The following is a 26,402-nucleotide window of genomic DNA, read 5'->3' as shown; positions in this document are numbered from 1 at the left end:
TAGCAGGTGTAGTACCCCTTAAGGATTAATACATTAGCCTGGTAATGCAAGGCTGCGGCAACATAATGTCATCATTTGATTCGATTTCAGATTAAGAATACGGCGATCCTCTAATAATTAAGGGGGAAAATGCTGGCCCGGCGAGGTGCTCGCCGGGCGCAGATTTACAGCTGGGCTTCAATCTCCTCAATTTCTCTACGCCATTGCGCCTGCAGCTGCGGCTTCTGATGTTTCGGCTTACGCGCCAGATCGTCTTCCAGCAGCGTTTCCAGCGCGATCAGCCGCTCCAGCAGATCGTCGTACGGCGAGGGTTGAACTTCCCCAGCGGTGACGACGGGCGCGGCTGATGTTCCCAGCCCCGCGCTTTCACGCAGCCGCTCAAACACGGCTTCAGCATCGTGCCACTCGCTCAGCCAGCCGTCCTCAATCAGCCAGAAACGGTTACAGCTTTGGCTAATTAACTGGCGATCGTGGCTGACCAGCAGCACGCCGCCTTCGAACTGTTGCAGCGTTTCCGCCAGTGCCTCTTTGCCTTCCATGTCGAGATGGTTGGTGGGCTCATCCAGCATCAGCAGGCTGTAGCGGGCAAGCGTCAGCCCGACGAACAGCAGGCGAGAGCGCTCGCCGCCGCTGAGCGTGCTGACTTTTTGCCCGTGGCGCGCCCACGGGAACCCGGCGCTGATGAGCGCCATCTTCCTGTTTTGCGGGTCGGGAGCGAAAGGTTCCAGCGCGTCGAGCAGCGTGGCGTCATCCGGCAGCTGATGCAGCGTCTGGTCGTAGTAGCCCGGCGAGACGCGCGGATGGATTTTCAGCCCGCTGTCCGTCGGTTCATCCACAAAATGTCGCCAGATAAGCTTCATCAGCGACGATTTACCGCAGCCGTTACGACCGACAATTGCCACGCGATCGCCGCTTTTCAGCCGCGCCGTTTCGATGTTAAACAGCGGCGGTAGCCCGGGCGCAGGCGGGACGCTGAGGTTTTCCATCTCCAGCAGACGGTCCGCCCGCAGCGCGTCGCCGCGCAGGGTTAGCGTCCATGGACTGCCCGCCGTGAGCGCGGTCTGGCTCTCTTTGAGTCGTTCGACCTGTTTTTCCATCTGCTTGGCTTTGCGGGCCAGGTCTTCGTTGTCATAAACCTTACCCCAGGTCGCCAGCCGCTTGGCGCTGGCGGTCACGCGGTCGATCTCCTTTTGCTCCGCCTTGTGGCGCTGCGCATCGCTTTCGTCTTTTGCTGCAAGCGCTTTACGGGCGGCCGTACAGGGAAGGGCAAAGTAGTGCAGCGTCTTATCACGCAGGATCCAGCTGCCGTTTGTGACGGCATCCAGCAGCTGTCTGTCGTGCGAAACCAGCACGAAGCTGCCTGACCAGTTCTGTAAAAAGTGTTCCAGCCAGAGCATGGTCGGCAGATCCAGGTGGTTGCTGGGTTCATCCAGCAGGAGCAGATCCGGCTCGTGAATCAACGCCCGCGCCAGCAGCAGGCGGGTGTGCTGTCCGCCACTCAGGGTGGCGGATTGCAGCGTCATATCCTGCGGCGTGAAGCCCATGCTCGCCAGCAGCGTTTCAGCTTTCCAGCGCAGGCTGTCGTGCTCAGCTAAAGGCAGTTGCGCGAGTACGGCATCCAGCATGGTCAGCGGGAAAATGGCGTCCGGGAGATGTTGCTCCACGCGCGCCATCAGGCAGTGCCCGGCCAGCGCTACCGTTCCGGCGGCTGGGATATCTGTTCCGTCCAGCACCTTTAAAAGCGTACTTTTGCCGCAGCCGTTGTCGCCCAGCAGGCCGATGCGGTCGCCTTTTTTCAGCGTAAAGGAGAGTGAGTCGAAGAGCGTGCCAAACGCCGTATCAACGCGTAAAGATTGTGCAGTGAGTAAAGTGCTCATTGTTGCTTACCCAAGAGTTACAGGCATGTTTATGCCTCGTCAAACATCGCTGACGATAACTCAGTAAGCCCGAGAGAAGGGATTTCAGGGGTTGGTGTCTTCGCTCAAGCAGAAGTTATCGCAGCACGATACCGATAACGCTTGAGCTGGTGCGATCACCAAATGTATGTGAAACATTGAAAATTTCACGATACAGCATAATTGGCCTCCTTATATATTCAGTGGGTTAATGGATGAAAGGAGTGTAGCGGGGGAAAGGGGGTTTGGCTAGTGGGTATTCGATGGTGCGGTCTGTTGCCCCTCATCGTAACCCTCTCCCCAATGAGGAGAGGGAACGGTTCGGGCGCAGAATTAAATCGAGGTACGGCGATAGCTGCGGTATTCAGGCATCCAGAAGTTATCATCAATAGCCTGCTGCAGTGCGTCGGCAGAGGTTTTCACCGCCACGCCCTGCTGCTGCGCCATTTTACCCACCGCAAACGCGATAGCGCGCGACACCTTGTGAATGTCCTTCAGTTCCGGCAGCACCAGCCCTTCGCCGTTGTTGACCAGCGGCGAATAGCCCGCAAGGGTTTCGCTCGCTGACATCAGCATCTCATCGGTAATGCGGGACGCGCCGGAGGCGATCACGCCCAGACCAATGCCCGGGAAGATATAGGAGTTGTTGCACTGGGCGATCGGATAGGTTTTATCCTTCCATACCACCGGATCGAACGGGCTGCCGGTGGCAACCAGCGCGTTACCTTCGGTCCAGGCGATGATGTCCTGCGGCGTCGCTTCCACGCGGGAAGTCGGGTTAGACAGCGGCATCACGATAGGGCGCTCGCAATGCTTGTGCATCTCGCGAATAATCTCTTCGGTGAAGAGACCGGTTTGCCCGGAAACACCGATCAGAATATCCGGCTTCACGTTGCGTACCACGTCCAGCAGGGAGAGCACTTCGTTGTCGGTGTCCCAGTTCTTCAGGTTCTCGCGCTTCTGCACCAGCTTGGTCTGGAACGGCAGCAGGTTCGGCATACCGTCGGTCAGCAGGCCGAAACGGTCAACCATGAAGACGCGGGAGCGGGCCAGCTCTTCGCTTAAGCCTTCGCGCTGCGTCTGGGCAATAATCTGCTCGGCGATGCCGCAGCCCGCAGAGCCTGCGCCCAGGAAGACGATTTTCTGGTAGCTCAGCTGGCTGCCGGCCGCGCGGCTGGCGGCGATAAGCGTGCCCACGGTCACCGCTGCGGTGCCCTGGATGTCGTCGTTAAAGGAGCAGATCTCATCGCGATAGCGGTTCAGCAGCGGCATCGCGTTTTTCTGCGCAAAGTCTTCAAACTGCAGCAGAACGTCCGGCCAGCGGTGCTTCACGGCCTGAATGAAATCGTCGACAAACTGATAGTACTCGTCGTCGGTAATGCGCGGATGACGCCAGCCCATGTACAGCGGATCGTTCAACAGTTGCTGGTTGTTGGTGCCGACATCCAGCACCACCGGCAGGGTGTACGCCGGGCTGATGCCGCCGCAGGCGGTGTAGAGAGAGAGTTTACCGATTGGGATCCCCATCCCGCCAATGCCCTGGTCGCCGAGGCCGAGAATACGTTCCCCGTCCGTCACCACAATCACTTTAATATTGTGGTTCGGCACGTTCTGCAGAATGTCGTCCATGTTGTGACGATTCTGATAAGAGATAAAGACGCCGCGTGAGCGACGGTAGATCTCAGAGAAGCGTTCGCACGCCGCACCCACCGTTGGGGTGTAGATCACCGGCATCATCTCTTCGAGATGGTTTTGCACCAGGCGATAGAAGAGGGTTTCGTTGGTGTCCTGGATGTTGCGCAGGTAGATGTGTTTGTCGATCTCGGTTTTGAAGCCCTGATACTGGATCCACGCGCGCTCTGCCTGCTCTTCAATGGTTTCAACCACTTCCGGCAGCAGGCCAAGCAGGTTGAAGTTGCTGCGCTCTTCCATGCTGAAGGCGCTGCCTTTGTTGAGCAGGGGGAATTCGAGTAAAACCGGGCCGGCATAAGGGATATATAAGGAACGATGTTTTTTCAGTTTGTTGTCCATGTCACTCACTCTTTTTTTGAAGATCCGTCCCTGACACTGCTGTTTGTCATCTTTCTGGCCTGTGCTACGGGGTGCGGTCGGGCGGTATTATAAAGGAGCTAAATATTAATTACCGCAACACATAAACAAAAACACCATCGGTTTTGCCGATGGTGTTCTGGATCTCAGTCTGGAACTTACTTGCCCGCGTGGCGTTTTCTGCCGGTGGCGTGAGTGACTTGCGTTTCATGGTCGCCTTCAATCACCACTTTACGCTGATTAGAAAGCTTGTAGTTCAGTCCCAGAATGTGGCGTGCCTGACGGTTCGATTTCATGTTAACTCCTCAATCCTGTTGATAGTTTTAAGGACCAGTTTGCTTTCGCAAACGAAATGTAACCCCTTAGGTTGCAGATCCAGCTTAGCAGGTTTTTACAAAGGTGCGTTTTGCCCGCTGACGACGTAGTTAATGGTCTGCTGGTAGATGTCACTGAGGATGTCATTATCCGTGGATTCCACCCACTTGGTCAGTTCCATTAAAATGTCATCTTCAGTCACAGCACCGTGCTCGGCGTGAAGACCCTGCGCAATCGCGTTAACGAGTTCAGGTTGTGCTGCTGTGGTATTAGCCGGGTAATAAGTAAACATGCTGCCTCCGTGTCGTTGTCTGTTTAATGGTACGGCTCGCAAAAAATTTAATTCATAAACAGAATGGCAAATATTTTCCCGGATGTGTCTCAGATTCATCTTAGAAATAAAAATGACATAAGTGCATGCTTTTATGCGCTTTTAAAACGGAGGGATATATTGGCGTGAGGCAGTGCGGATATTATGGCGGTGCTCCTGCTATCGCGGGAATATAGCAGGAGCCGTTTTTAAATTACCACTTCATTTCGCCAGTATTCACTTTGGCGCTTAATTCCAGAGAGCTCTCTTCTGCCAGATCCGGATACTGTTTTTTCAGTGCACCGATGACGCCCGCAGAGTTTTTATGTGCCGACAACGCCTGTTCAAAATGCTGCAGATAGCCACGGGTAAAATCAATAGCCCCGGTTCCGGACGGTGGTGTGCCCAGATAGTGGCCTGGGATCACGCGTTCCGGCTTGTGCGAGGCCATGTTGTCCAGGGTCTGCTGCCACTGCTGCCGGCAAGCCGGCGTCTGAGTATCAGCCGTCCAGACGTGAATCCCCCAGGAGACCCCGGTGCCGCCGAGGATGGTTTTCACGGACGGGATCCACACGTAGGCCGCATAGCTGTCCGGCTGCTCGATATCGACCTTTTCCCCGTCAATCATAAAGGTGGTGGAGGCGAGCACCTGCGGCACCACCAGTTCCGTTGGCGCGCCGTCTTTCATCTGCGGGCCCCAGAAGGCGAGCTTGGCGTCTTTGGTGGCCTTAATATGGTCAACCACCTGCTGCGTGGCCACCACTTTGGCATTCGGGAAGGCTTTCACCAGCGGCTGCAGGCCAAAATAGAAATCCGGATCGCCGGAGGTGATCACAATCTTATTCAGCGTTTTACCGCTGCGGCGAATTTTCTCTACCAGCGCTTCGCCATCCTTCACGCTGAACTGGGCGTCAAACAGCACCGCCTCTTTCGGGCCGGAAACGAGCGTGGAGGAGACCGCGAAAATGCCTTTTTCCTGCGGGTTATAGGTATCAATCGTCAACGGCGCGGCAAAAACGGCCGGAGCGAAAAGGGTGGAAAGCAGGGCAATATGAGTGAGTTTCATGCTGTTGTCTCTGTTGTTCAGTAATGTCTCTATTGTACGGATATTCTCATTTGCCAGAATTCCTGAAACAAGACATGCTTAGTTTCATAAATCGAGCAGATGGAGCTTATATGGATCGCGTTATTGCCGCTCAGGTCTATAACCGGATATGCGAGCTGGGAAGCCTGAGCGCGGCGGCCCGCGCGCTGGGCATTTCCCGGCCGATGGTGAGCCGTTACCTTGAACAAATGGAGAAGTGGGCGGGGACGCGGCTGGTAAACCGCTCCACGCGCAAGTTGACGCTGACGGCGGCAGGGGAAAAGGTGCTGCAAAAAACGCGGACGCTCTCGCAGATCTCGCAGGAAATCGAAGGTCAGTCGGAAAAAGATCTGCCGTCCGGCACGCTGCGGGTAGCCTGCGCGCACTTTACCGCCATGCACCTGATTGCGCCGGTCCTGCCCGGCCTGCTCTCGCGCTACCCGCAGCTGCGCATTGAGCTGGACGTGAACAACCATCCGGTCAGCCTGGTGGGAGAGCGCATTGACGTCGCCGTACGCATTACCGATAACCCGGAGCCCGGCATGATCGCCCGCCGGCTGGGGGAGTGTCGATCGGTGCTCTGCGCCTCGCCGGCGTATCTGGCCCAGCACGGCACGCCCGTCAGCCCCGAAGAACTGGCGCAGCATAACTGCCTGCACTACAGCTTTTTCGCGGGGCAGTCCTGGCACTTCCTGACCCCGGAAGGCGAAAGCCTGAGCGTGGCCGTCAGCGGCAACCTGAGCGCCAGTATCTCTTCACTGCTCATGAACGCGGCGATCGAGCACTGCGGCATCGCCATGCTGCCGGAGCGCGAAGCGCGCGCCGCGCTGGAGCAGGGATTACTGGTGCCGGTACTGGCGTCGCTGGAGCCAAAACCGCTTGCCATCCACGGCATTTATCAGTCACGGGAATACCAGCCTGCCGCGCTGCGCGTGTTTCTTGACGAACTGTCCCGCCACCTTGCCTGAGGGGCGATTATTTTGCCTTTAGCCAGGGAGAGGCCGTGCTCCAGAAAATAATATCGGCCCCGAGATAATTTTCGCCGAAGCGGACAAACTCGGCTTTGGTGAACGGTTTTCCGGTCTGAGGATCCTTATAGGTCAGAGTCGGCTCCTGAACCGCCATGGCGATGAGCGGCAGCGCCTGTTTATTTTTATGGAAGAAGGGATAGGCATTCTTCATGTGCGCCTTGCGGTTGGGCACAATGTCCGGCCCGCCCAGGCCGATATTGTTGGCGCTGGCATACGCAAAAAGACGTCCCATATAGTTGTGGTCGTTATCCCACTCGCACGGCCAGAAGTTAACGTACTGCACCACATGTGATTTCTGAAAAACCTTGCGCGCAAAGGCCAGATTTTCCATCTCACCCGCGAAATAGCTGTCGCAGGTGAAGCCCGCTGGCGGATTTTTCTCGTCAATATCAATCGCGGTTTCAGGCAGGTTTACGCCATACACCTCGCCATCAAAGCGTTTTGCGAGCGCTGCCAGCAGTGCCTGGTAGCGCTGGCGCACCGTGGGGTCCCACTGACGCGCTACCCATCCCGCGCCGACAGGCTTGCCCTCGCCGGGGTTATCAAACTGCGGCGCAATCCCGCCGCTGTATTGCTTATCGTGCATCAGATAGTCCGGGACGTAGCGGGCGTCCGGCTCAAAGAAACGATCCTGGATCTGAATAAAGAGTTTTTTCCGGGCGGCCTTAAGACGCGCCAGATCCTGCTCAATCCGCGAGAAGTCATAGCTGTCCTTCTCGGGTTCAAGCTGGCGCCAGTTGTACACGATCTGCACGCCGCCGATGTCGCCACGCGCAACCAGCGGGAGCGCCGCGTCGAGATCGCCTGAGCTGGTATAGATAAAGTTTTCCGGCGTTTTGGCCAGTGAAGAAAGAGAGAGAGCCAGCGTGGCTACCGCGACGGCCATCCTGATTTTTAGCGTCATATCATTATCCTTGTTGTCGGTACAGCAGGTGAAAGACACGGAATCGTCTGTGTTCCAGGGCGTGTCAGATGCGTAGTCTATACTTAACCCTTTGTAAGCCAAAAGGAGAGCAAGAATGACGATTCATAAGCACGGTTCGGCACACTGGTCTGGCGACATTAAGCGCGGGAAAGGAACGGTTTCCACCGAGAGCGGCGTTCTCAACCAACAGCCTTACGGCTTTAACACCCGCTTTGAGGGTGAAAAGGGGACCAACCCGGAAGAGCTGATCGGCGCGGCACATGCGGCTTGTTTTTCCATGGCGCTGTCGCTGATGCTGGGTGAAGCGGGCTATACCGCTGATTCGATTGATACGACCGCGGACGTCTCTCTGGATAAAACCGACGGCGGCTTTGCCATCACTAAGGTTGCGCTGCAAAGTAAGGTCACCGTACCGGGCATTGCGCCACAGCAGTTTGACGGCATTATTCAGAAAGCCAAAGCGGGCTGTCCGGTGTCGCAGTTGCTCAAGGCCGAAATTACCCTGGACTATAAGCTTAACTAAATCACAGCCGGGTTTGTGCCCGGCTATCCCTTCAGCGCGGCGGGGAACACCTCCGCCAGCCAGGCGATAAACACCTTCAGTCTGTGCGTTAAATGCCGGTTCTGCGGGTAGACCACGTGAAACGGGTACGCGGCAGGCTGCCAGTCACCCAGAATCGCCACCAGCGCTCCCGCCTGCAAATAGGTCTTTGCTGAATACTCAAAAGTTTGAACGATCCCCAGACCCGCCGCGGCAGCCGCCAGATGAGCGTTACTTTCATTGACACCGAGATAGTGCGGGAGAGTGATTTCCAGCGCCTCGCCGTTCTGCCGGAAGCGAAACGGAAACGGCCGCCCGGTGACGGGAGAGAGATAACTAACAAGCTTGTGGCCGTTGCGCAGCTCCTGCGGATAGGCCGGAACGCCGTGGTTTTTAAGGTAACCCGGCGTCGCGCAGGTGACCATCTGAGCGTCACCGAGATGACGTGCGATAAGCGTTGAATCGTTCAGCGGGCCGCCGCGGATCACGCAGTCTACGTTACCGCTGATAAGATCGATCGGACGATCGGCCACGCCAAGATCGATACGGATATCCGGGTAGCGCTGCATAAAATCCGGCAGCAGGGGGATGAGCACGTCCCGTGCGGTGGAACCGCCCACGTCAACCCGCAAATGTCCCTTGGGCGTCGCGCGGGAAACGCGAAACGAGGTGTCGATATCTTCGATATCAATCAGCACCCGGCGCGCTTTTTCATAGTATTCCAGCCCTTCAGGCGTCGTGACCACCCGACGAGTCGTGCGGTGAAGGAGACGTATCGCCAGGTGCGCCTCAAGGGATTTAACCAGTTTGCTCAGCGTGGCGATCGGCATATTCAGCGAGTCCGCCGCGCGGGTAAAACTGCCGGATTCCACCACCCGCGTGAAGGCGCGCATCGCCATTAGCTGATCCATGATGACCTCTGATTATTTCCGTAGATGAATAGTCATTTTCATTTTTGCCCATTTTTCACAAATGTCGCAAGGGATAAAGTCTGTCCAACGCAAACACAAAAAGGTAAATGACATGAACACGACTCTCTCAGGAAAAATTGCACTGGTCACCGGCGGCAGCACCGGTATTGGTCTTGCCACGGCGCAGGAGCTGGCGGCACAGGGCGCGAAGGTGTACATCACCGGGCGTCGTCAGGCCGAACTTGACGCCGCGGTAGCAGAGATTGCTTCTGACGCAGTGGGCATTCGCGCGGACGTCTCTAAGCTTGCCGATCTGGATGCGGTTTATGCCCGGATAGCAAAAGAAGAAGGCCGTCTCGATATTCTGTTCGCCAATGCGGGTGGCGGCGATATGCTGCCGCTGGGCGCGATCACCGAAGAACAGTTTGACCGGATTTTTGGCACCAACGTTCGCGGGGTGCTGTTCACGGTGCAGAAGGCGCTGCCGCTGTTATCAACCGGCTCGTCGATCATTCTGACCGGCTCGACGGTGTCGATTAAGGGGACGGCTAACTTCAGCGTCTACAGCGCCAGTAAGGCCGCGGTGCGTAACTTTGCCCGCTCCTGGGCTCTGGATTTGCAGGGCCGTGGGATCCGCGTCAATGTCGTAAGCCCGGGCCCGATCAAAACGCCTGGTTTAGGGGATCTGGTGCCGGAAGAACACCGCCAGGGGCTGTACGACGCGCTGGCCGCGCAGGTGCCGCTCGGACGTTTAGGTGCGCCGGGCGAGGTGGGTAAAGCGGTGGCGTTTCTGGCCTCCGACGCGGCCAGCTTTATCAACGCCACCGAGCTGTTTGTGGACGGCGGGATGGCGCAAATTTAACCCATGCTGCGCCAGCAGCGAACGTGACGGCCCTCGCGAGAGGGCTGTAGCGGCTGAGGACGTTCGCACCCCTGCGCGGCCATCGGGCAGCGGTCGCGGAAAAAACAGCCTTCGGGCAGATGACGGTTGCCGGGAAGCTCCGCTTTGCGTAACGCCAGCGTTTCATCCAGCGGCTCTCCGGTGCGAGGAACCGAATCAAGCAGCAGGCGGGTATAGGGATGGCGCGGTTCGCCAAGTACCTGCGCGGCGCTGCCCAGCTCCACAATCTGTCCGAGATACATCACCGCCACGCGGTCGCTCATGTGTCTGACCACCGAGACGTTATGCGAGATCAGTACGTAGGTCAGATTACGCTGCTGCTGTAGCGCCACCAGCAGGTTGAGGATTTGCGCCTGCACGGAGATATCCAGCGCGCTGGTGGGTTCATCGAGCACGATGATATCCGGATCGGACGAAAGTGCCCGGGCGATGGCAATGCGCTGGCGCTGCCCGCCGGAGAAGGCGTGTGGAAGGCGGTCAAGATATTCCGGGCGAATGCCCACCTGCAGCGCCAGATCCGCCGCCAGCTGGCGGCGCTCGCGCTCGCTGCTGCGTTTTTGCACCCACACCGGCTCGGTAATGATGCGCCAGACCGGCAATCGCGGGTCGAGCGAGGAGAGCGGATCCTGAAACACCATCTGCATGCCACCGGCGTGGTGGGCACGCTGGCATGCGCCGGTGCTGGGTTTAAGCATCCCCATCAGCAGCTGCGCCAGCGTGCTTTTCCCACAGCCGGACTCTCCGACAACGCCCAGCGTTTCGCCCCGACGGATCTGGAGATCCAGCCCGTTGAGCGCATGGACCCGTTCCGTCACGCGGCCCAGCCAGTTTTTGCGCGCCGCAAAGTTCACGTGCACGCTATCCAGTTCCAGCAGTACATCAGACATGGTGTTTCTCCCGTTGTGGATACCAGCAGGCAGCCTGTTGGCCCTCTGCGCCATGCGGCTGCAGGCGCGGCGTTTCGCTGCATTTTGCCCCCGCGGCAAAGCAGCGATCGCGGAAAGCGCACCCCTGCGGAAGCTGGCTGAGGTTGGGCACAGTGCCGGGGATGGCGGGAAGCAGGTCGCGCGGCTGGCCGTTTTCCGGCGCGCACCGCAGCAGGCCGATAGAATAGGGATGCACAGGGTGGTGGATCAGCGTTTGCGTGGCACCGCTCTCTATCACGCTGCCCGCATACATTACGTACATTCTGTCGCAGAGCTGGGACACTACGGCCATATCATGGCTGATAAACAGCACCGAGGTGCCGCTGGCCTTCGCCTTATGCTTCAGCAACCGCAGCACCTGGAGCTGAACGGTCACGTCCAGCGCGGTGGTCGGCTCGTCGGCGATGATCAGCTCCGGTTCGCAGGAGAAGGCAAGGGCGATCATCACCCGCTGGCGCATGCCGCCGGAGAGTTCAAACGGATAACGCGCCATGACCTCCTTCGCGTCCGGAATTTGCATCTCTTCCAGCAGGGCGATCGCCTTCTGCTGCGCCTCGCGCCGGGAAAGCGGCTGATGCTGGCGGATCACCTCCACCATCTGTTTGCCAATCCGCCGCGTCGGGTTGAGGGCGGTCATGGGCTCCTGAAAAATCATCGCCACTTTAGCGCCGCGCCACTGGCGAAGCTGTTTCTCGGACGCCGTCAGGACGTTTTCACCGAGTAATCTCACCTGACCGTGATGAATACGGTAGCTGCCCTCTGGCAGCAGGCGCATGGCGAGCATGGCGGTAACGGATTTGCCCGACCCTGATTCGCCCACCACGCCGACAATTTCGCCCCTGCCGATCTCCAGCGAGACGTGGTTCAGGGCGTGGACCTCCCCGCGAAAAACCGGGAAGCTCAGGTGCAGGTCTTCAATATTGAGTACCGGTTCTGTCATTACTGTTTGCCTCCTGACTTCGGATCCAGCAGATCGCGGATACCGTCGCCAAACAGATTAAAGCCCACGGCGGTAATCAAAATCGCCGCACCGGGAAAGGCGCAGTACCACCACTGGTCCAGGACGTAGTTACGGCCCACGGCCACCATCGCGCCCCATTCGGCGGTGGGCTGCTGCGCGCCCAGGCCAATAAACCCCAGCGTGGCGGCCATCAGAATGGCGCTGCCGATATCCAGCGACGCCTGCACGATCAGCGGCGGCAGGGCGTTGCGCAGGATATGCCAGCGGATCAAATGCCAGCGGGACGCGCCAAACGTGCGGGCGGCCTGAACGTAGGTGAACTGACGCACCACCAGGGTTTGCCCGCGCGCCAGCCGCACGTAGAACGGTATGCGGACAATCGCAATCGCTAGCATGGCATTAAACAGGCTCGGACCGAGCGCGGCGGCCAGCGCCATGGTCAGCACCAGAGAAGGAATGGAGAGCATAATGTCCATCACCCGCATGATGACGGCGTCGCCGCGCCCGCCCAGTACGCCGGACAAACAGCCCAGTAGCGAGCCAATGCCGCCCGCAATCACCACCACCGCCAGCCCGGCGGTAATCGACTGCTGGCTGCCCGTCAGCACGCGGCTGAACAGGTCGCGTCCCACCTCATCGGTACCAAACCAGTGTTGCGCAGAGGGTGCCTGCAGGCGGGCGGTGAGATCCAGCGCGTTCGGGTCATGCGGCACTATCCACGGCGAGGTCACCATCAGCAAAAGCATCGCGATCATAATGACGCCGCCGACGATCGTGAGCGGGCTTTGGCGCAGCATCCAGAACAGCTTTGCCCAGTTGTTGCGTTGTCTGGCGGTTTTCACCGGGACGGGTGTTTCCTGCGTTAACATCATTCGGCACCTCCGCGCCCGATTCGCGGGTCAATCCACAGGTAAAGCAGATCGACCACCAGATTAACCAGCACGTAGGCCAGCGAAACGACGACGGCAAAGCCCATCACCGCCGGGAAGTCCAGCGCCTGAATGGACGTCACCACCCAGGCGCCCATACCCGGCCAGGCAAAAACGGTTTCGGTCAGGACGGCGCCGTAAAGCAGGTCGCCAAGCGCCAGCCCGAGCACGGTAATGGACGGGATCATCGCATTCGGCAGGGCGTAGCGCAGGACGATGTACCAGCCGGGCAGCCCGCTGGCGCGTGCGGTGCGGATGTAGTCCTCGCTAAGCTGCTCCAGCATCGCCGAGCGCACCTGGCGCGCCACGATGCCCAGGTGAACAAACGCCAGCGTCAGTGAGGGTAAAATCAGGTGCTGCAGCGCGTTGAAAAAGACTTCACCGTTGCCTTCCAGCAGGGCGTCCAGCAGATAAAACCCGGTGACGTGCGTCGGCGGATCGAGCCAGTCGTCCAGCCTGCCGCCGCCCGGCAGAATCTGAAGATGCCCGTAAAACAGGACAATCACGCCCAGCCCAAGCCAGAATGCAGGGGTGGAAATCCCGGTCATCGCCATTAAACGCACCAGGTGATCCAGCCAGCGGTTGCGGTACACCGCCGACAAAATCCCCAGCGGCACGCCGATAACCAGCGCCAGCAGCAAAGAACAAAAGGCCAGCTCCAGCGTGGCGGGGAAAAAGGCCTTCAGGTCTTCCGCAACCGGGCGTCCGGTACGGATGGAGGTGCCTAAATCACCGTGGGCCAGGGCGTCCACGTAGCGGCCAAACTGCACATAGAGCGGCCGATCCAGCCCCAGCTGCTGGCGAATGTTCTGCACGATTTCGTCGCTGGCGCGATCGCCCGCCAGCAGACGCGCCGGGTCGCCGGGGATCATGTGTGAAATAATAAAGGTAATAATACAGACACCGGCCACTACCAGGAGTAACCCCCAGCAGCGCTGGCGCACGATGCTCCAGAACGTCATACGCTTTCCCCCGGCGAGAACCGTTATTTACTCATGGTGGCGATGTTGAACACCTGCTCGAGCATCGGATTAAAGGTGAAGCCTTTGACCTCTTTGTTCATCGCCAGCTGGTAGTTCTTCTGGAACAGATAGACGTAGGCCGCTTCGTCAATCACCACTTTTTGCGCCTGCTGGTAATCTTTGGTGCGTTCCGCCTGGTCGGTGGTTTTCAGCGCGGCCTGCAGCAGCGAATCCACCTCTTTGTTCTCATAGAACGAACGGTTGCCCGGCAGACCTTTCTTGTCCGATTCGAACCAGTAGTTCATGAACATGTACGGGTCGGCAAAGTCCGGGCTCCAGTTGCCGATGGCAATGTCGTAATCGCCTTTTCCGACGCGGTCGCGCATGGTGGCATTGGCCAGTTTTTCCAGCTTGACGTTAATGCCGATCTTGCCGAGGCTCGCCTGAGTGGAGAGGGCGATAGGCTCCCAGTTCGGATCGTTGTCCGAGTAAAGGAAGGTCAGGCTGGCGGGTTTGTCTTTGACCTTCTCCAGCGCCGCTTTGGCTTTGGCCTCGTCGAAGCTGTACTGCATTGCCGCGGCGTCAAAGCCCCACATGCCTTCCGGGATCGGGCCGCGCATCTGCTTGCCGTTGCCGCTCAGAATGCCTTTTACCATTCCCTGATAGTCCGTCGCCCAGGAGATGGCCCGGCGTAAATCCACCTGATTGAGCGGCGCTTTGCTGTTGTTGAGATAGAGATAGGTCACGCGCAGGGAGGGGTATTCCGCGACGGCGACTTTGCCTTCCTGCTTCAGGGCCGCCAGCTGATCGACCGGCAGGGAGTCGGCAATGTCCAGATCGCCGCGGGAAAGCTGCAGTCGGCGCGAAGCGCTCTCGCCGATAATTTTCACCGAGACGCGCTTAAAGTGCGGCTTGTCGCCCGGCCAGTGAGGGTTCGGCACCAGGATCAGCTGCTGACCTTTCTGCCAGCTCTTTAGCATAAACGGCCCGGAACCGGCGGTGTTTTGCGCCAGAAAACCGCGCGCGTCGTCCGCGGCATTGGCCTTCAGCACCGCCGGGTTAATGATGGACGCCCCGTCGTTTGCCAGCGTGTAGAGGAAAGGCGCGAACGGCTGGCTGAGGGTGAATTTCACCGTGTGGTCATTGACGGCATCAATTTTCAGATCTTTCGGGAAGGCTTCAGACGGCCCCTGGCCGAGCTTGAGCAGGCGCTCAAAGGAGAGTTTGACCGCTTCGGCGGTGACCGGCGTGCCGTCGGAGAATTTGGCGTTATCCGCCAGGGTAAAGGTCCACTCTTTCTGGTCGTCGGACGCCTTCCAGCTCGTCGACAGATCGCCCTCCACCTCGGTTGAGCCGGGCTTGTACTTGACCAGACGCTGGTAGGACGGATAGGTGACGGTCCAGTCGTTGTTATCGATGGTGATGGCAGGGTCGAGCGTTTGCGGGTCGGCGGCTTTACCGATCGCCAGCATGTCTTTCGGGACGGCGGCCAGCGCCAGCGGGGCGCTCAACGCCAGCGTGGCGGCAATCAGAGTCGTGAGAAGCGATGTTTTCATGGCAGTGCTCCAGGTTAAAGAGAGGTGTGCGTCAGGGGAAAACAGGCAAAACGGTCATCAAGCAGCGGGTAGCTGGCGGCGTTCGGCAGTTCGAAGTGCCACCACTCGCTGCTAATCCCCACAAAACCGCCGCCGAACATGATGGCATTCAGCAGCAGACGGTTGCGCTGCGCGTGCGGGGGTACGGAAGGGTGATAGGGATGCGAACGGTCATGCATTTCGTCAAAACCGGCGCCCATATCCAGCACGCTGTTATGCTCGTCCATCAGGGTGACGTCGATGGCCGTACCGCGGCTGTGATTGGAGCCAATTGCCACATCGACCACATACTCCGGGTTCGGGCAGGCGTCCCACAGCTGGGCCTGCGCCTGCTGCGGCCGGTAGGCGTCGTACACCACCAGCTTCAGCCCGGCCAGGGCGGCAATGCTGATGGCTTTTGCCAGCGCGGTGGCGGCGTCGGTATGCAGCAGGCACAGCGCTTCCTGATAGATCGGCCTGCCGGTGATGTTGTCGGCGGTGGCGTACTTCAGATCGATATGCAGCGTGGGAAACGTCTTCGCCACGTCAATCAGTTCACTCTCATCGGGCATAGCTCGCTCCTTTAGCGTTCGAATTGACCAAACTCTTGTTGTAATTGTCGGTTTACCGCCAGACGCGCCGGGAGCGCATCACCCAGCGCTTCCACCACGCCCGACAGCAGCAGGTTGAACAGACAGCTCACGGGGGCAAGTGAATCCCAGAAATGACCGGTATCGGTTTTCACCTGCAGTAAATCCATCGGGTAATCCCGCGCCCACGGGCACCAGATGTCGGTGATTAAGGCCAGCGGGATCCCTTTTTCGCTCGCCACGCGGCAGTACTGGCGGGCCATCGTGGAGTAGGTGCGCGTATCGGTCAGCACAACGTAAGGGTGCGAAAACCCGGAGTTGAGTGATTCCACCCAGCTGCCGGACGCGCCTTCGGAATAGCTCACGCGCGGGCGAAGGTACTCGAGATGGCTGAAGAAGGCGTTGGCGATCCCGCGCGTGGACTGGATCCCCAGCACAAACACCGCGTCGGCGTGAGCCAGGTTGTGCACCACCTGACGGAAGGAATCCGTTTGCGCCAGCTGATACACCTGCGTAATGGCGTCCACCTCCAGCGACAGGGCATGCTGAAGGCGGTTGGGCAGGGGGCGCTGCTGCTGCCAGGAGTCCAGCCGCTCATTCATCCCCCAGGGCTGATACGGATCGCGCAGGCTCTTTTTGACATCTTCCAGGTTGCGATACCCCAGCTTGCGCAGGAAGCGTCCGACGGTGATCCCGCTGGTCCCGCTCGCCAGACCGACGCTTTCCGCTGTTTCGAACGGGATTTGCGCGGCGTGCGCCAGCAGCCAGCTCCCGACCCGCTTTTCGCTGGGAGTGAGCTGGCTGAACGTCGCTTCGATACGGCTCAACATCTCGGGTTTCGTCGTCATACCGCCTCGCTGTTAACTGGCTGTCAAAAGCTGGATTTGTGTTACCGGGTTAACAATGCACGACGCGTGCCATGTTCACGGTGAGGTAAAAACCCGCCGTGCTGTTAATTTCACGCAATATTTAGTTAACCAATGATCAACATTTGTGCAGCGTAGTTCACTTTTGGTGCAGCGGCTGACGCGGCAGGGATGAATTTGATGAATACGTCAGTCCGTTCACATTTTTGATAAGATAAAAGGACAGTGAACATAAAAGGGATCCCGGCATGGCGAATTTGCCCTGGCGAATCAGCGTGCGCCTGGCGGCGCTGGCAAAGAAAACAGGGATGGTCGTGGGGATCGTCCTGGTCGTCCTGTTGGCGGTGCGGGTCTATCTCTCGCAGCAGGGGCCGGACCTGCACCTCTGGCACACCTGGCGGGCGGACGAGATGTCCGTGCGTGAACTCGATAACACCAACTTTGCCGGGTATGTTGCCCGGGAAAACGCCATTTTCGCCGAGCTTGATAGGGCGGTGACGGCGAAAACAGCGGGCGAGGAACAAACGCCGCTAAACCGCTATTATCGCCAGAGCCTGGTTTGGCCGGGACAGTTCACGCCCGATGCCAACCGTTCGTTTGTGCTGATGCCAGCAGGAAAACCTCGTGGCGCGGTGGTATTGCTGCACGGACTGACGGACTCGCCTTACAGCGTCAGGCACCTTGCCGAAAATTATCAGCAGCACGGCTTTGTGGCCGTGGTTCCGCGCCTGCCCGGACACGGCACCGCGCCCGGCGCGCTGACCGACGTTGACTGGGAGATGTGGCTCGCGGCGACGCGTCTTGCCGTGCGGGAAGCCACGCGCCTGACGGGGGATAACGTGCCGCTGCATCTGGTGGGGTACTCCAACGGCGGGGCGCTGGCGATGAAATATGCTCTCGATGCGCTGGATTCCTCTGCGCTTCGTCGACCGCAGCAGGTAATCCTGCTCTCACCAATGATCGGCGTGACGGCCTTTGCGCGCTTTGCCGGTTTTGCGGGGCTACCGGCGCTGCTGCCGCCGTTTGCCAAAGCGGCGTGGCTGAATATCTCTCCGGAATATAATCCGTATAAATACAACTCGTTCCCGGTGAACGCCGCCCGCCAGTCGTGGCTGCTGACGAAGGCCCTGCAGGAGCAGATTGGCCGCGAGGCGCGGGAGAACAGGCTGGTGAATTTGCCCCCGGTACTTGCATTCCAGTCGGTCATGGATTCTACGGTCAGCACCCGCGCGGTGGTGACCGGCCTGTTTGACCAGCTTCCGGCAAACGGCAGCGAGCTGGTGGTGTTTGATATCAATCAGGCGGCCAGCTTCCGTCCGCTGTTCAAGCCGTCGTCGTGGACGGCAACCTCGGCGCTGCTGCCGGTTGCGCAGAGACGTTACGGTGTCACGATTATTACCAATGCGGACGCACACAGTTTCTCGACGGTGGCGAAAACAACGCCAGCAGGCAGCACGCGGGAGACGGTTGTGCCGCTTGTGCAGACCTGGCCGCAGGATGTCTATTCCTTGTCGCATATCGCCGTGCCGTTCCCGCCGGATGACGATCTCTATGGCCGTGAGCCTGGGGTGAAAAACCGCTACGGGATAAGCCTGGGGACAATTGCGCTGTGGGGAGAAACGTCCGTGTTGAGCGTCGGAAAAGAGGCGCTGATGCGGGTCACCTCGAACCCGTTTTACGACTATATGCAGGAGAGGATCGACAGCAGGATTGGCGATGGGGAAAAGTAACGTTCCCTTGTGGCGTGAATATGTTAGGTCGCATTGATTAAGTATGTTACATAGTAGCTTCAAGGCACCTCTCTTTATCATTGGAACCCCTTTTTGTGCTGACGACGCTGATCTACCGAAGCCAGTTGAATTTATCCCGCCCGTCCACCGAACTGCGGGAGCTGGTGGAGCGCGCCAGAGGCCGCAACACAAAACTGGATATTACCGGCGTCCTCCTGGCAAAAGGGAATGACGTTCTGCAGATCCTCGAAGGGTCGGAAGAGAGTGTGGTCAAACTGTTCCACACCATCCGTGAGGACAAGCGTCACAGTGGGGTGGTTGAACTGCTGCGGGACTATGGTCCGCGCAGACGCTTCGAAAACGTCGGTATGCTGCTGTTCGACCTGCAAACGCAGTCGCCGAAAGAGGTGCTGCAGTCGGTGCTGCGCTACAGCAAGCTGGACAGCTATCTGACATCTGATGACCGGGTGTTCAAATTTATTCAGACCTTTATAACCGGTAAACGTCCGGCCCCGTCGGGGACGCGTTACACCTCGGACAAATGGACGCTCTCGACCGAAGCGCTACCCTTTGGCGAACATCTGGGCCTGATTGCCGGGCAAACCTGCCAGTTTGCGCTGCAGCCAATTGTCGAGCCCTCGGAAGGGAAAATCAGCTCCCTTGAGGCGCTTATCCGTAGCAATGACGGCGGCAGCCCGGAACATTTCTTCAGCTCCCTGGACCCGGCGAAAATCTATGAAGTCGATCTCCAGACGAAAGCGTATGCCTTCGCGCTGGCGGAAAAGCTGGGCATTGGGAGCCATAAAATCGCGGTAAACCTGCTGCCCATGTCGCTGGTGAATGTCCCTGGCGCGGTGGAATTTCTGGTCGATGAGATTAAAAAACATGGCCTTCAGCCGGAGCAGGTGGTCATTGAAGTTACTGAAAACGAGATGATCTCCGGGTTCAACCAGTTTAACAGCGCCATCAAGCGGCTTCGCGGTGAGGGGGTAGGCCTGGCGATCGATGATTTTGGCTCGGGCTATGCCGGGCTTTCGTTGTTGACCCGCTTCCAGCCGGATAAAATCAAAATCGACCGCGAAATCATCAGCGATATCCATCTCAGCGGCCCGAAGCAGGCGATTGTGCGCTCCATCATCAGCTGCTGCTCCGATCTTGAAATTACCCTGGTGGCCGAAGGGATCGAGAAAATCGAGGAGTGGTGCTGGCTAGAATCTGCCGGGATCCGCCGCTTCCAGGGCTTCCTGTTTGCCCGTCCGCAGCTTAACGGCGTTGGCGATATTCGCTGGCCGCATCTGAAGCGTTAGGCAATTTTCCTCCCGCGTTATTTCCCCTTTTCCCTGCCTGTGCTTAAATAGCTAAAACGGTTTAATATAGTTTAGCTAAGAGGAACACATGGAAATAATCTGGGTACTTGGCGATGCGGTGGTGGATTTATTGCCCGATGGCGAAGGGAAATTACTGCAGTGCCCCGGCGGTGCACCGGCAAACGTCGCGGTGGGCATTGCCCGGCTGGGGGGCAAAAGCGCGTTTATCGGCAGGGTTGGCGACGATCCTTTCGGGCGCTTTATGGCGAAAACGCTCGCTGACGAGCGGGTCGACGTGAAGCATATGCGCCTTGACCCGGCGCACCGCACCTCTACGGTGGTGGTGGATCTGGACGACCACGGCGAACGCTCGTTTACCTTCATGGTGCGCCCGAGCGCCGATCTGTTTCTTGAACCCGCTGACCTGCCGACGTTCAGCGCGGGCGAGTGGCTGCACGTCTGTTCCATCGCGCTAAGCGCAGAGCCGAGCCGCTCGGCGACCTTTCAGGCGATGGCCGACATTCGGGAAGCGGGAGGCTACGTGAGCTTCGACCCCAATATTCGCCCGGATCTCTGGCCGGATGAGAACGCGCTGCGTCGCTGCCTGGAACAGGCCCTGCAAAGCGCCGACGTGGTCAAGCTCTCCGTTGAGGAACTGGCATTTTTAACCGGCGATGCGGATGTACGAGAAGGTCTGAACACGCTGATGCAGCGCTGCCCGGCGCGCCTGGTGCTGGTCACCCAGGGAAAAGAGGGCGTTATCGCCTGGCATCAGGGCGCGGTGAAACACTATCCGGCTACCCCTGTGCAATGTGTCGATACCACTGGCGCGGGCGATGCCTTCGTCGCCGGGCTGCTCTACGGGCTGGCCGCCGGTCAGGAGCTGGTTCCGGCAATCGCCTTAGCCCAGCGCTGTGGCGCGTTAGCCACCACGGCAAAGGGGGCGATGACCGCGTTGCCCTGGCAGCACGACCTGTAATCCTTCCTTCACTGGCCGCCGTCCGGCGGCCTGAATTGTCGCCTCGATCACACTTACTAAAACGGTTTAGCAAAAAAGATTGCCGATCCAAAATTCCCGGGTTTAGTATCAGCAACCTAAACCGGTTTAGCAATTTAGCACGTTCGATTAATACTTTTAGGGATGCGACAAAATGTATAAAAAACGCAGACTTGCCGTGATGATAGGCATGCTGGCCGGCAGTACCTCTGTTTTTGCCCAGACGGATATGACAAGTATCGAAGCGCGCCTTGCCGCGATGGAGCAGCGCCTTCAGGCTGCTGAAGCGCGTGCGCAGGTCGCCGAAAAACGCGCCACCGAAGCCGAACAAAAAACGCAGCAGCTGGTCGCCGCCCAGCAGCAGACGCAAACCACAACCCAGGCGGTGGCGCAGCGTACCGCCGCGCTGGAGAAAAAAGCGGATCAGAGCAGCGGATTTGAGTTCCACGGCTATGCCCGTTCCGGCCTGCTGATGAACGACGCGGCCTCCAGCAGCAAAAGCGGCCCGTACCTTACGCCAGCCGGGGAAACCGGCGGTGCGGTAGGGCGTCTGGGTAACGAAGCCGACACCTACGTCGAGCTGAACCTGGAGCACAAGCAAACCCTGGATAACGGGGCGACCACGCGCTTCAAGGCGATGCTGGCCGACGGTCAGCGAACCTATAACGACTGGTCAGCCGATACCAGCGATCTCAATATTCGCCAGGCCTTTGCGGAGCTGGGTAACCTGCCTGATTTTACCGGCGCGCTCAAGGGCAGCACATTCTGGGCGGGTAAACGCTTCGACCGCGACAACTTTGATATTCACTGGCTGGATTCCGACGTGGTGTTCCTGGCCGGTACCGGCGGCGGCGTCTACGACGTGAAGTGGAACGACTCGCTGCGCAGCAACTTCTCGATCTACGGCCGCAACTTCGGCAGCGTGGAGCAGACCGACAATAACGTTCAGAACTACATCCTCAGCATGAACCACTTCGCCGGGCCGCTGCAGATAATGGTGAGCGGCCTGCGGGCGAAGGATAACGACGACCGTAAAGACGCTAACGGCGATCTCATCAAAACCGACGCGGCCAATAACGGCGTTCATGCCCTGGTGGGGCTGCACAACGAGAGCTTCTACGGCCTGCGGGAAGGGAGTGCCAAAACGGCGCTGCTGTACGGTCACGGCCTGGGCGCAGAAGTTAAGAGCATCGGTTCCGACGGGGCGCTGCTGTCCGATGCCGATACCTGGCGCTTCGCAAGTTACGGTGTCACGCCTGTCGGCGGTGGCTGGAGTATCGCGCCTGCCGTGCTGGCACAGAGCAGCAAAGATCGCTACGTCAAGGGCGACAGCTATGAGTGGGTGACGCTCAACACCCGCCTGATTAAAGAGGTGACCCAGAACTTCGCGCTGGCGTTTGAGGGAAGCTATCAGTACATGGACTTACATCCGGAAGGCTATAAGGACCGGAACGCCGTTAACGGCAGTTTCTACAAGCTGACCTTTGCGCCAACGTTAAAAGCGAGCAAAATCGGCGATTTCTTCAGCCGCCCGGAGCTGCGCCTGTTTGCCACCTGGATGGACTGGAGCAGCAAACTGGATAATTACGCCAGCGATGATGCCTTTGGCAGCAGCGGCTTCAACGCTGGCGGGGAATGGAACTTTGGGGTCCAGATGGAAACCTGGTTTTAACCAATCACGCTCCCGCCCGGCGGGGGCGTTTCGCACATCATAAAAAGAAGTCAGGCAGAGGTATCTATGGATGTTAATCAAATCGCCCGCGAGCTTATTCCGCTGCTGGGCGGCAAGGAAAATATTGCCAGCGCTGCGCACTGCGCTACGCGTCTTCGTCTGGTGCTGGTCGACGACGCGCTTGCCGATCGGCAGGCGATTGGCAAGGTCGAGGGCGTGAAGGGCTGTTTTCATAACGCCGGGCAGATGCAGGTCATTTTCGGCACGGGCGTGGTGAATAAGGTCTACGCCGCGTTTATTCAGGCGGCGGGGATTAGCGAGTCCAGCAAGTCTGAAGCGGCGGATATCGCGGCGCGCAAGCTGAACCCGTTCCAGCGCATTGCGCGTCTGCTCTCCAATATCTTTGTCCCGATCATTCCCGCCATTGTGGCGTCCGGCCTGCTGATGGGCCTTCTCGGCATGGTGAAAACCTATGGCTGGGTCAATGCGGATAACGCCCTCTACATCATGCTGGACATGTGCAGCTCGGCGGCGTTTATCATTCTGCCAATCCTGATCGGCTTTACCGCGGCGCGGGAATTTGGCGGGAACCCGTATCTGGGCGCGACGCTGGGCGGTATTCTGACCCACCCGGCACTGACCAACGCCTGGGGCGTGGCCTCCGGCTTCCACACCATGAACTTCTTCGGCCTTGAGATCGCGATGATTGGCTACCAGGGCACGGTATTCCCGGTGCTGCTGGCCGTCTGGTTTATGAGCATCGTCGAGAAAAACCTGCGCCGCGCGATCCCGGACGCGCTGGATTTGATTTTGACGCCGTTCCTCACCGTCGTTATCTCTGGCTTCATCGCCTTGCTGATTATCGGCCCGGCAGGGCGCGCGCTGGGCGACGGCATCTCCTTTATTCTGAGCACGCTGATTGAACACGCGGGCTGGCTGGCCGGGCTGCTGTTCGGCGGGCTGTACTCGGTGATTGTGATCACCGGTATTCACCACAGCTTCCACGCGATTGAAGCCGGACTGCTGGGTAACCCGTCCATTGGCGTGAACTTCCTGCTGCCGATCTGGGCCATGGCGAACGTGGCGCAGGGCGGCGCCTGTCTGGCGGTGTGGTTTAAAACCAAAGACGCGAAAATCAAAGCCATTACCTTACCGTCGGCGTTTTCTGCGATGCTGGGCATTACCGAAGCGGCCATTTTTGGTATCAACCTGCGCTTCGTGAAGCCGTTTATCGCGGCGCTGATCGGCGGCGCGGCGGGCGGAGCCTGGGTGGTGTCAGTGCATGTCTACATGACCGCCGTCGGGCTGACCGCTATTCCGGGCATGGCTATCGTTCAGGCCAGCTCGCTCCTTAACTATATTATCGGCATGGTGATTGCCTTCGGCGTGGCGTTTACCGTCTCGCTGCTGCTGAAATATAAAACGGACTCTGAATAATGACGCAACTTTCCCGCTGGCCTGCGATCCTGCAGGCCGTTATGAAAGGGCAGCCGCGGGCGCTGGCAGACAGCCATTATCCGCAGTGGCACCCCGCGCCGGTGACGGGGCTGATGAACGACCCGAACGGGTTTATCTGGTTTGCAGGACGCTACCATCTGTTTTATCAGTGGAACCCGCTGGCCTGCGAGCATCGCTTCAAATGCTGGGGGCACTGGAGCTCTGTGGACCTGGTGCACTGGCAGCATGAGCCGCTGGCGCTGATGCCCGACGAAGAGTATGACCGCAACGGCTGCTACTCCGGTAGCGCCGTGGACAACCACGGCGTTCTCACGCTGTGCTACACCGGCAACGTTAAGTTTGATGACGGCAGCCGCACCGCCTGGCAGTGCCTCGCCGTGGAGCAGCCGGACGGAACCTTTACGAAGCTGGGGCCGGTGCTGGCGCTGCCGGAAGGCTACACCGGCCACGTGCGTGACCCGAAGGTATGGCAGCACGACGGGGAGTGGTACATGGTGCTGGGTGCGCAGGATGTGCAAAAGCGCGGCAAAGTGCTGCTGTTTAAATCAGCCGATTTGCATGCCTGGACGTCCTGCGGGGAGATCGCTGGTCACGGCGTCAACGGCCTGACGGAAGCGGGGTATATGTGGGAGTGCCCGGACCTGTTCGCCCTCGACGGAACGCACGTCCTGATCTGCTGCCCGCAGGGGCTGGCGCGCGAACCGCATCGCTACCTCAATACCTATCCGGCCACCTGGATGAGCGGGGCGTTTGATTATGCCAGCGCCGCATTCGATCACGGCGAGCTGCACGAGCTGGACGCGGGCTTTGAGTTTTACGCGCCGCAAACCACGCTGGCGGAGGATGGACGCCGCATTCTGATCGGCTGGATGGGCGTACCGGACGGGGAAGAGATGCTTCAGCCGACGCGGGCGCACGGCTGGATGCACCAGATGACCTGCCCGCGCGAACTCCGCTATCGTGACGGCAGGCTCTGGCAGACCCCGGCGCGCGAGCTGGCGGCGCTGCGTGAAGATGAGCAGCGCTGGCAGGGGCGCGCCAGCGAGGCGCCGGAACTGGACGCGATGCGCCTGGAGTTTGAGCTGGGCGCATCGCAGGTGAATGGCGATTTCGCAGGCGCGCTGCGCCTCACGGTCGATGAGCAGGGTTTACGCCTTGAACGCGCGAGCCTGAAAACCGGTGAAACATTGACCCGCTACTGGCAGGGTGAGGTTCGTCATTTACGCGTTCTGTGCGACTGCTCAAGCGTTGAAATTTTCATTAATCACGGTGAAGGGGTGATGAGCAGCCGCTATTTTCCTGACCATCCGGCCCGGGTGCGATTCGAAGGTGCGTCCGACATCACATTACGCTACTGGTCGCTGCGCGCCTGCATGATAGAATGAGGGTTTTGGCAGCCGGATCTAAGTCGTTGTGAGAAAAACAAAACGCGTCACCATAAAAGACATCGCGGAGCTGGCGGGTGTGTCAAAAGCCACCGCCAGCCTCGTCCTGAACGGGCGCAGCAAAGAGCTTCGCGTGGCGGAAGAGACGCGCGAGCGCGTGCTGGCGATTGCAAAAGAGCACCACTATCAGCCCAGCATTCACGCTCGCTCGCTGCGCGATAACCGCAGCCACACCATTGGTCTTGTCGTTCCTGAGATCACCAACTACGGTTTCGCCGTCTTTTCTCACGAGCTGGAGACGCTGTGCCGCGAGGCCGGCGTTCAGCTGCTTATCTCCTGCAGCGATGAAAATCCGGGGCAGGAGACGGTGGTGGTGAACAATATGGTAGCGCGTCAGGTGGACGGGCTGATTGTGGCCTCCAGCATGCTGAACGATGCGGACTACCTGAAGCTCAGCGAGCAGCTGCCCGTGGTGCTTTTTGACCGGCACATGAACGACAGCGCACTGCCGCTGGTGATCACCGACTCCATTTCCCCGACAGCGGCGCTGGTAGCGGACATTGCGCGCCAGCATCCGGATGAATTCTACTTCCTCGGCGGCCAGCCGCGCCTGTCTCCGACGCGCGACCGTCTGGACGGTTTTAAGCAAGGTCTGCGAGAGGCCGGCGTTGAGCTTCGCCCCGAGTGGATCATTCACGGCAACTATCACCCGAGCTCCGGATACGAGATGTTTGCCGAACTCTGCGCCCGCCTGGGGCGTCCGCCAAAAGCGCTTTTCACCGCCGCCTGCGGGCTGCTGGAAGGGGTGCTGCGCTATATGGGCCAGCATAACCTGTTGCAAAGCGATATCAGATTAGCCAGCTTTGACGATCACTATCTCTACGATTCACTGACGATCCCGGTGGATACCATTCGCCAGGATAACCGTCAGCTGGCGTGGCACTGCTTTGATCTGATTGGCAAATTGATCGAAGGGGAGACGCCGCAGCCATTGCAGCGCAAGCTGGATGCCACCCTGCAGCGGCGCTATAAGTCAGGGGTATAGCGTCGTTCGATACATCAATAACTTTAATTAATTTAAGT

General features: G+C 58.9%; 24 protein-coding genes. 10 read left to right on the top strand and 14 right to left on the bottom strand.

Features of this window, described 5'->3' with window-relative positions:
• Positions 1-164: 164 nt before the first annotated feature.
• From IM294_RS02590 to IM294_RS02570, 5 genes are all read right to left on the bottom strand, one after another.
• Positions 165-1,877, bottom strand: coding sequence for an ABC-F family ATP-binding cassette domain-containing protein (locus tag IM294_RS02590; RefSeq protein ID WP_126818107.1), 1,713 nt, complete (start codon positions 1,875-1,877; stop codon positions 165-167).
• 351 nt (positions 1,878-2,228) lie between these two features.
• Positions 2,229-3,926: an NAD-dependent malic enzyme gene (locus IM294_RS02585; RefSeq protein ID WP_126818106.1), complete on the bottom strand. Its 1,698-nt coding sequence runs from the start codon at positions 3,924-3,926 to the stop codon at positions 2,229-2,231.
• Between the two features lie 176 nt (positions 3,927-4,102).
• The gene (sra, locus tag IM294_RS02580; RefSeq protein ID WP_008501714.1) at positions 4,103-4,240 is read right to left on the bottom strand and encodes a stationary-phase-induced ribosome-associated protein; all 138 of its coding nucleotides are present in this window, start codon (positions 4,238-4,240) and stop codon (positions 4,103-4,105) included.
• Between the two features lie 95 nt (positions 4,241-4,335).
• The gene (gene bdm, locus IM294_RS02575) at positions 4,336-4,551 is read right to left on the bottom strand and encodes a biofilm-dependent modulation protein (protein ID WP_023335793.1); all 216 of its coding nucleotides are present in this window, start codon (positions 4,549-4,551) and stop codon (positions 4,336-4,338) included.
• A 232-nt stretch (positions 4,552-4,783) separates the two neighbouring features.
• Positions 4,784-5,635, bottom strand: a complete 852-nt coding sequence (locus IM294_RS02570; protein ID WP_193360297.1) for a Vmh family MBL fold metallo-hydrolase — start codon at positions 5,633-5,635, stop codon at positions 4,784-4,786.
• Positions 5,636-5,745: 110 nt separating this feature from the next.
• Here IM294_RS02570 and IM294_RS02565 point away from each other — a divergent pair, with 110 nt between their 5' ends.
• Positions 5,746-6,621: a LysR family transcriptional regulator gene (locus IM294_RS02565; protein WP_047365094.1), complete on the top strand. Its 876-nt coding sequence runs from the start codon at positions 5,746-5,748 to the stop codon at positions 6,619-6,621.
• A 7-nt stretch (positions 6,622-6,628) separates the two neighbouring features.
• Here IM294_RS02565 and IM294_RS02560 read toward each other — a convergent pair whose 3' ends face one another.
• Positions 6,629-7,588, bottom strand: coding sequence for a hypothetical protein (locus IM294_RS02560; RefSeq protein ID WP_048958278.1), 960 nt, complete (start codon positions 7,586-7,588; stop codon positions 6,629-6,631).
• Between the two features lie 115 nt (positions 7,589-7,703).
• Between IM294_RS02560 and IM294_RS02555 the strand changes: the two genes are divergently transcribed.
• Positions 7,704-8,132: an OsmC family protein gene (locus IM294_RS02555; RefSeq protein ID WP_028013230.1), complete on the top strand. Its 429-nt coding sequence runs from the start codon at positions 7,704-7,706 to the stop codon at positions 8,130-8,132.
• A 23-nt stretch (positions 8,133-8,155) separates the two neighbouring features.
• Here the strand turns inward: IM294_RS02555 and IM294_RS02550 are convergent, their stop codons facing one another.
• Positions 8,156-9,061 carry a LysR family transcriptional regulator gene (locus IM294_RS02550; RefSeq protein ID WP_126818104.1) on the bottom strand — a complete coding sequence of 302 codons (906 nt, stop codon included), beginning with the start codon at positions 9,059-9,061 and terminating at the stop codon, positions 8,156-8,158.
• 112 nt (positions 9,062-9,173) lie between these two features.
• Between IM294_RS02550 and IM294_RS02545 the strand changes: the two genes are divergently transcribed.
• On the top strand, positions 9,174-9,923 hold the full coding sequence (locus IM294_RS02545) for an SDR family NAD(P)-dependent oxidoreductase (protein WP_047368601.1): 750 nt from the start codon (positions 9,174-9,176) through the stop codon (positions 9,921-9,923).
• Here the strand turns inward: IM294_RS02545 and IM294_RS02540 are convergent.
• The 7 genes from IM294_RS02540 to IM294_RS02510 are packed head-to-tail and all read right to left on the bottom strand — an operon-like array spanning position 9,920 to position 16,752.
• On the bottom strand, positions 9,920-10,849 hold the full coding sequence (locus IM294_RS02540) for an ABC transporter ATP-binding protein (RefSeq protein WP_126818103.1): 930 nt from the start codon (positions 10,847-10,849) through the stop codon (positions 9,920-9,922). The genes IM294_RS02545 and IM294_RS02540 overlap by 4 nt on opposite strands.
• Positions 10,842-11,828 carry an ABC transporter ATP-binding protein gene (locus IM294_RS02535; protein ID WP_126818102.1) on the bottom strand — a complete coding sequence of 329 codons (987 nt, stop codon included), beginning with the start codon at positions 11,826-11,828 and terminating at the stop codon, positions 10,842-10,844. Before IM294_RS02535 ends, IM294_RS02540 begins: the two co-directional genes overlap by 8 nt.
• Positions 11,828-12,721, bottom strand: coding sequence for a D,D-dipeptide ABC transporter permease (gene ddpC, locus IM294_RS02530; RefSeq protein WP_126818101.1), 894 nt, complete (start codon positions 12,719-12,721; stop codon positions 11,828-11,830). Before ddpC ends, IM294_RS02535 begins: the two co-directional genes overlap by 1 nt.
• The gene (locus IM294_RS02525) at positions 12,718-13,740 is read right to left on the bottom strand and encodes an ABC transporter permease (protein WP_041909885.1); all 1,023 of its coding nucleotides are present in this window, start codon (positions 13,738-13,740) and stop codon (positions 12,718-12,720) included. The genes ddpC and IM294_RS02525 overlap by 4 nt, the downstream gene beginning before the upstream one ends.
• 23 nt (positions 13,741-13,763) lie before the next feature.
• Positions 13,764-15,296 (bottom strand): ABC transporter substrate-binding protein, encoded by a 1,533-nt coding sequence (locus tag IM294_RS02520; protein ID WP_126818100.1) that lies wholly within the window; start codon positions 15,294-15,296, stop codon positions 13,764-13,766.
• A gap of 14 nt (positions 15,297-15,310) precedes the next feature.
• Positions 15,311-15,886: a D-alanyl-D-alanine dipeptidase gene (gene ddpX, locus IM294_RS02515; protein ID WP_028013222.1), complete on the bottom strand. Its 576-nt coding sequence runs from the start codon at positions 15,884-15,886 to the stop codon at positions 15,311-15,313.
• An 11-nt stretch (positions 15,887-15,897) separates the two neighbouring features.
• Entirely contained in the window at positions 15,898-16,752 is an 855-nt protein-coding gene (locus tag IM294_RS02510; RefSeq protein ID WP_126818099.1) for a MurR/RpiR family transcriptional regulator, read from the bottom strand.
• Positions 16,753-17,018: 266 nt separating this feature from the next.
• Here IM294_RS02510 and IM294_RS02505 point away from each other — a divergent pair, with 266 nt between their 5' ends.
• The 7 genes from IM294_RS02505 (at position 17,019) to IM294_RS02475 (ending at position 26,364) form a co-directional block, all read left to right on the top strand.
• Positions 17,019-18,500, top strand: coding sequence for a carboxylesterase (locus IM294_RS02505; RefSeq protein ID WP_126818098.1), 1,482 nt, complete (start codon positions 17,019-17,021; stop codon positions 18,498-18,500).
• Positions 18,501-18,595: 95 nt separating this feature from the next.
• A complete protein-coding gene (locus tag IM294_RS02500; protein ID WP_028013219.1) occupies positions 18,596-19,807 on the top strand; it encodes a diguanylate phosphodiesterase in 1,212 nt (403 codons plus the stop codon).
• Positions 19,808-19,895: 88 nt separating this feature from the next.
• Positions 19,896-20,786, top strand: a complete 891-nt coding sequence (locus IM294_RS02495; protein WP_126818097.1) for an aminoimidazole riboside kinase — start codon at positions 19,896-19,898, stop codon at positions 20,784-20,786.
• 172 nt (positions 20,787-20,958) lie between these two features.
• The gene (locus tag IM294_RS02490; protein ID WP_126818096.1) at positions 20,959-22,476 is read left to right on the top strand and encodes a carbohydrate porin; all 1,518 of its coding nucleotides are present in this window, start codon (positions 20,959-20,961) and stop codon (positions 22,474-22,476) included.
• A gap of 66 nt (positions 22,477-22,542) precedes the next feature.
• Positions 22,543-23,913, top strand: coding sequence for a sucrose-specific PTS transporter subunit IIBC (locus IM294_RS02485; protein WP_028013216.1), 1,371 nt, complete (start codon positions 22,543-22,545; stop codon positions 23,911-23,913).
• A complete protein-coding gene (locus IM294_RS02480; protein WP_126818095.1) occupies positions 23,913-25,319 on the top strand; it encodes a sucrose-6-phosphate hydrolase in 1,407 nt (468 codons plus the stop codon). Before IM294_RS02485 ends, IM294_RS02480 begins: the two co-directional genes overlap by 1 nt.
• 28 nt (positions 25,320-25,347) lie before the next feature.
• Positions 25,348-26,364, top strand: coding sequence for a LacI family DNA-binding transcriptional regulator (locus IM294_RS02475; protein ID WP_126818094.1), 1,017 nt, complete (start codon positions 25,348-25,350; stop codon positions 26,362-26,364).
• Positions 26,365-26,402 lie beyond the last annotated feature (38 nt).

Origin of the sequence: Enterobacter cloacae complex sp. P43RS (genome assembly GCF_014930585.1) — a bacterium.
GTDB lineage: Bacteria > Pseudomonadota > Gammaproteobacteria > Enterobacterales > Enterobacteriaceae > Enterobacter > Enterobacter bugandensis.
The sequence above is the reverse complement of the archived record's forward strand: the minus strand, read 5'-3'. Positions and strand labels throughout refer to the sequence as shown.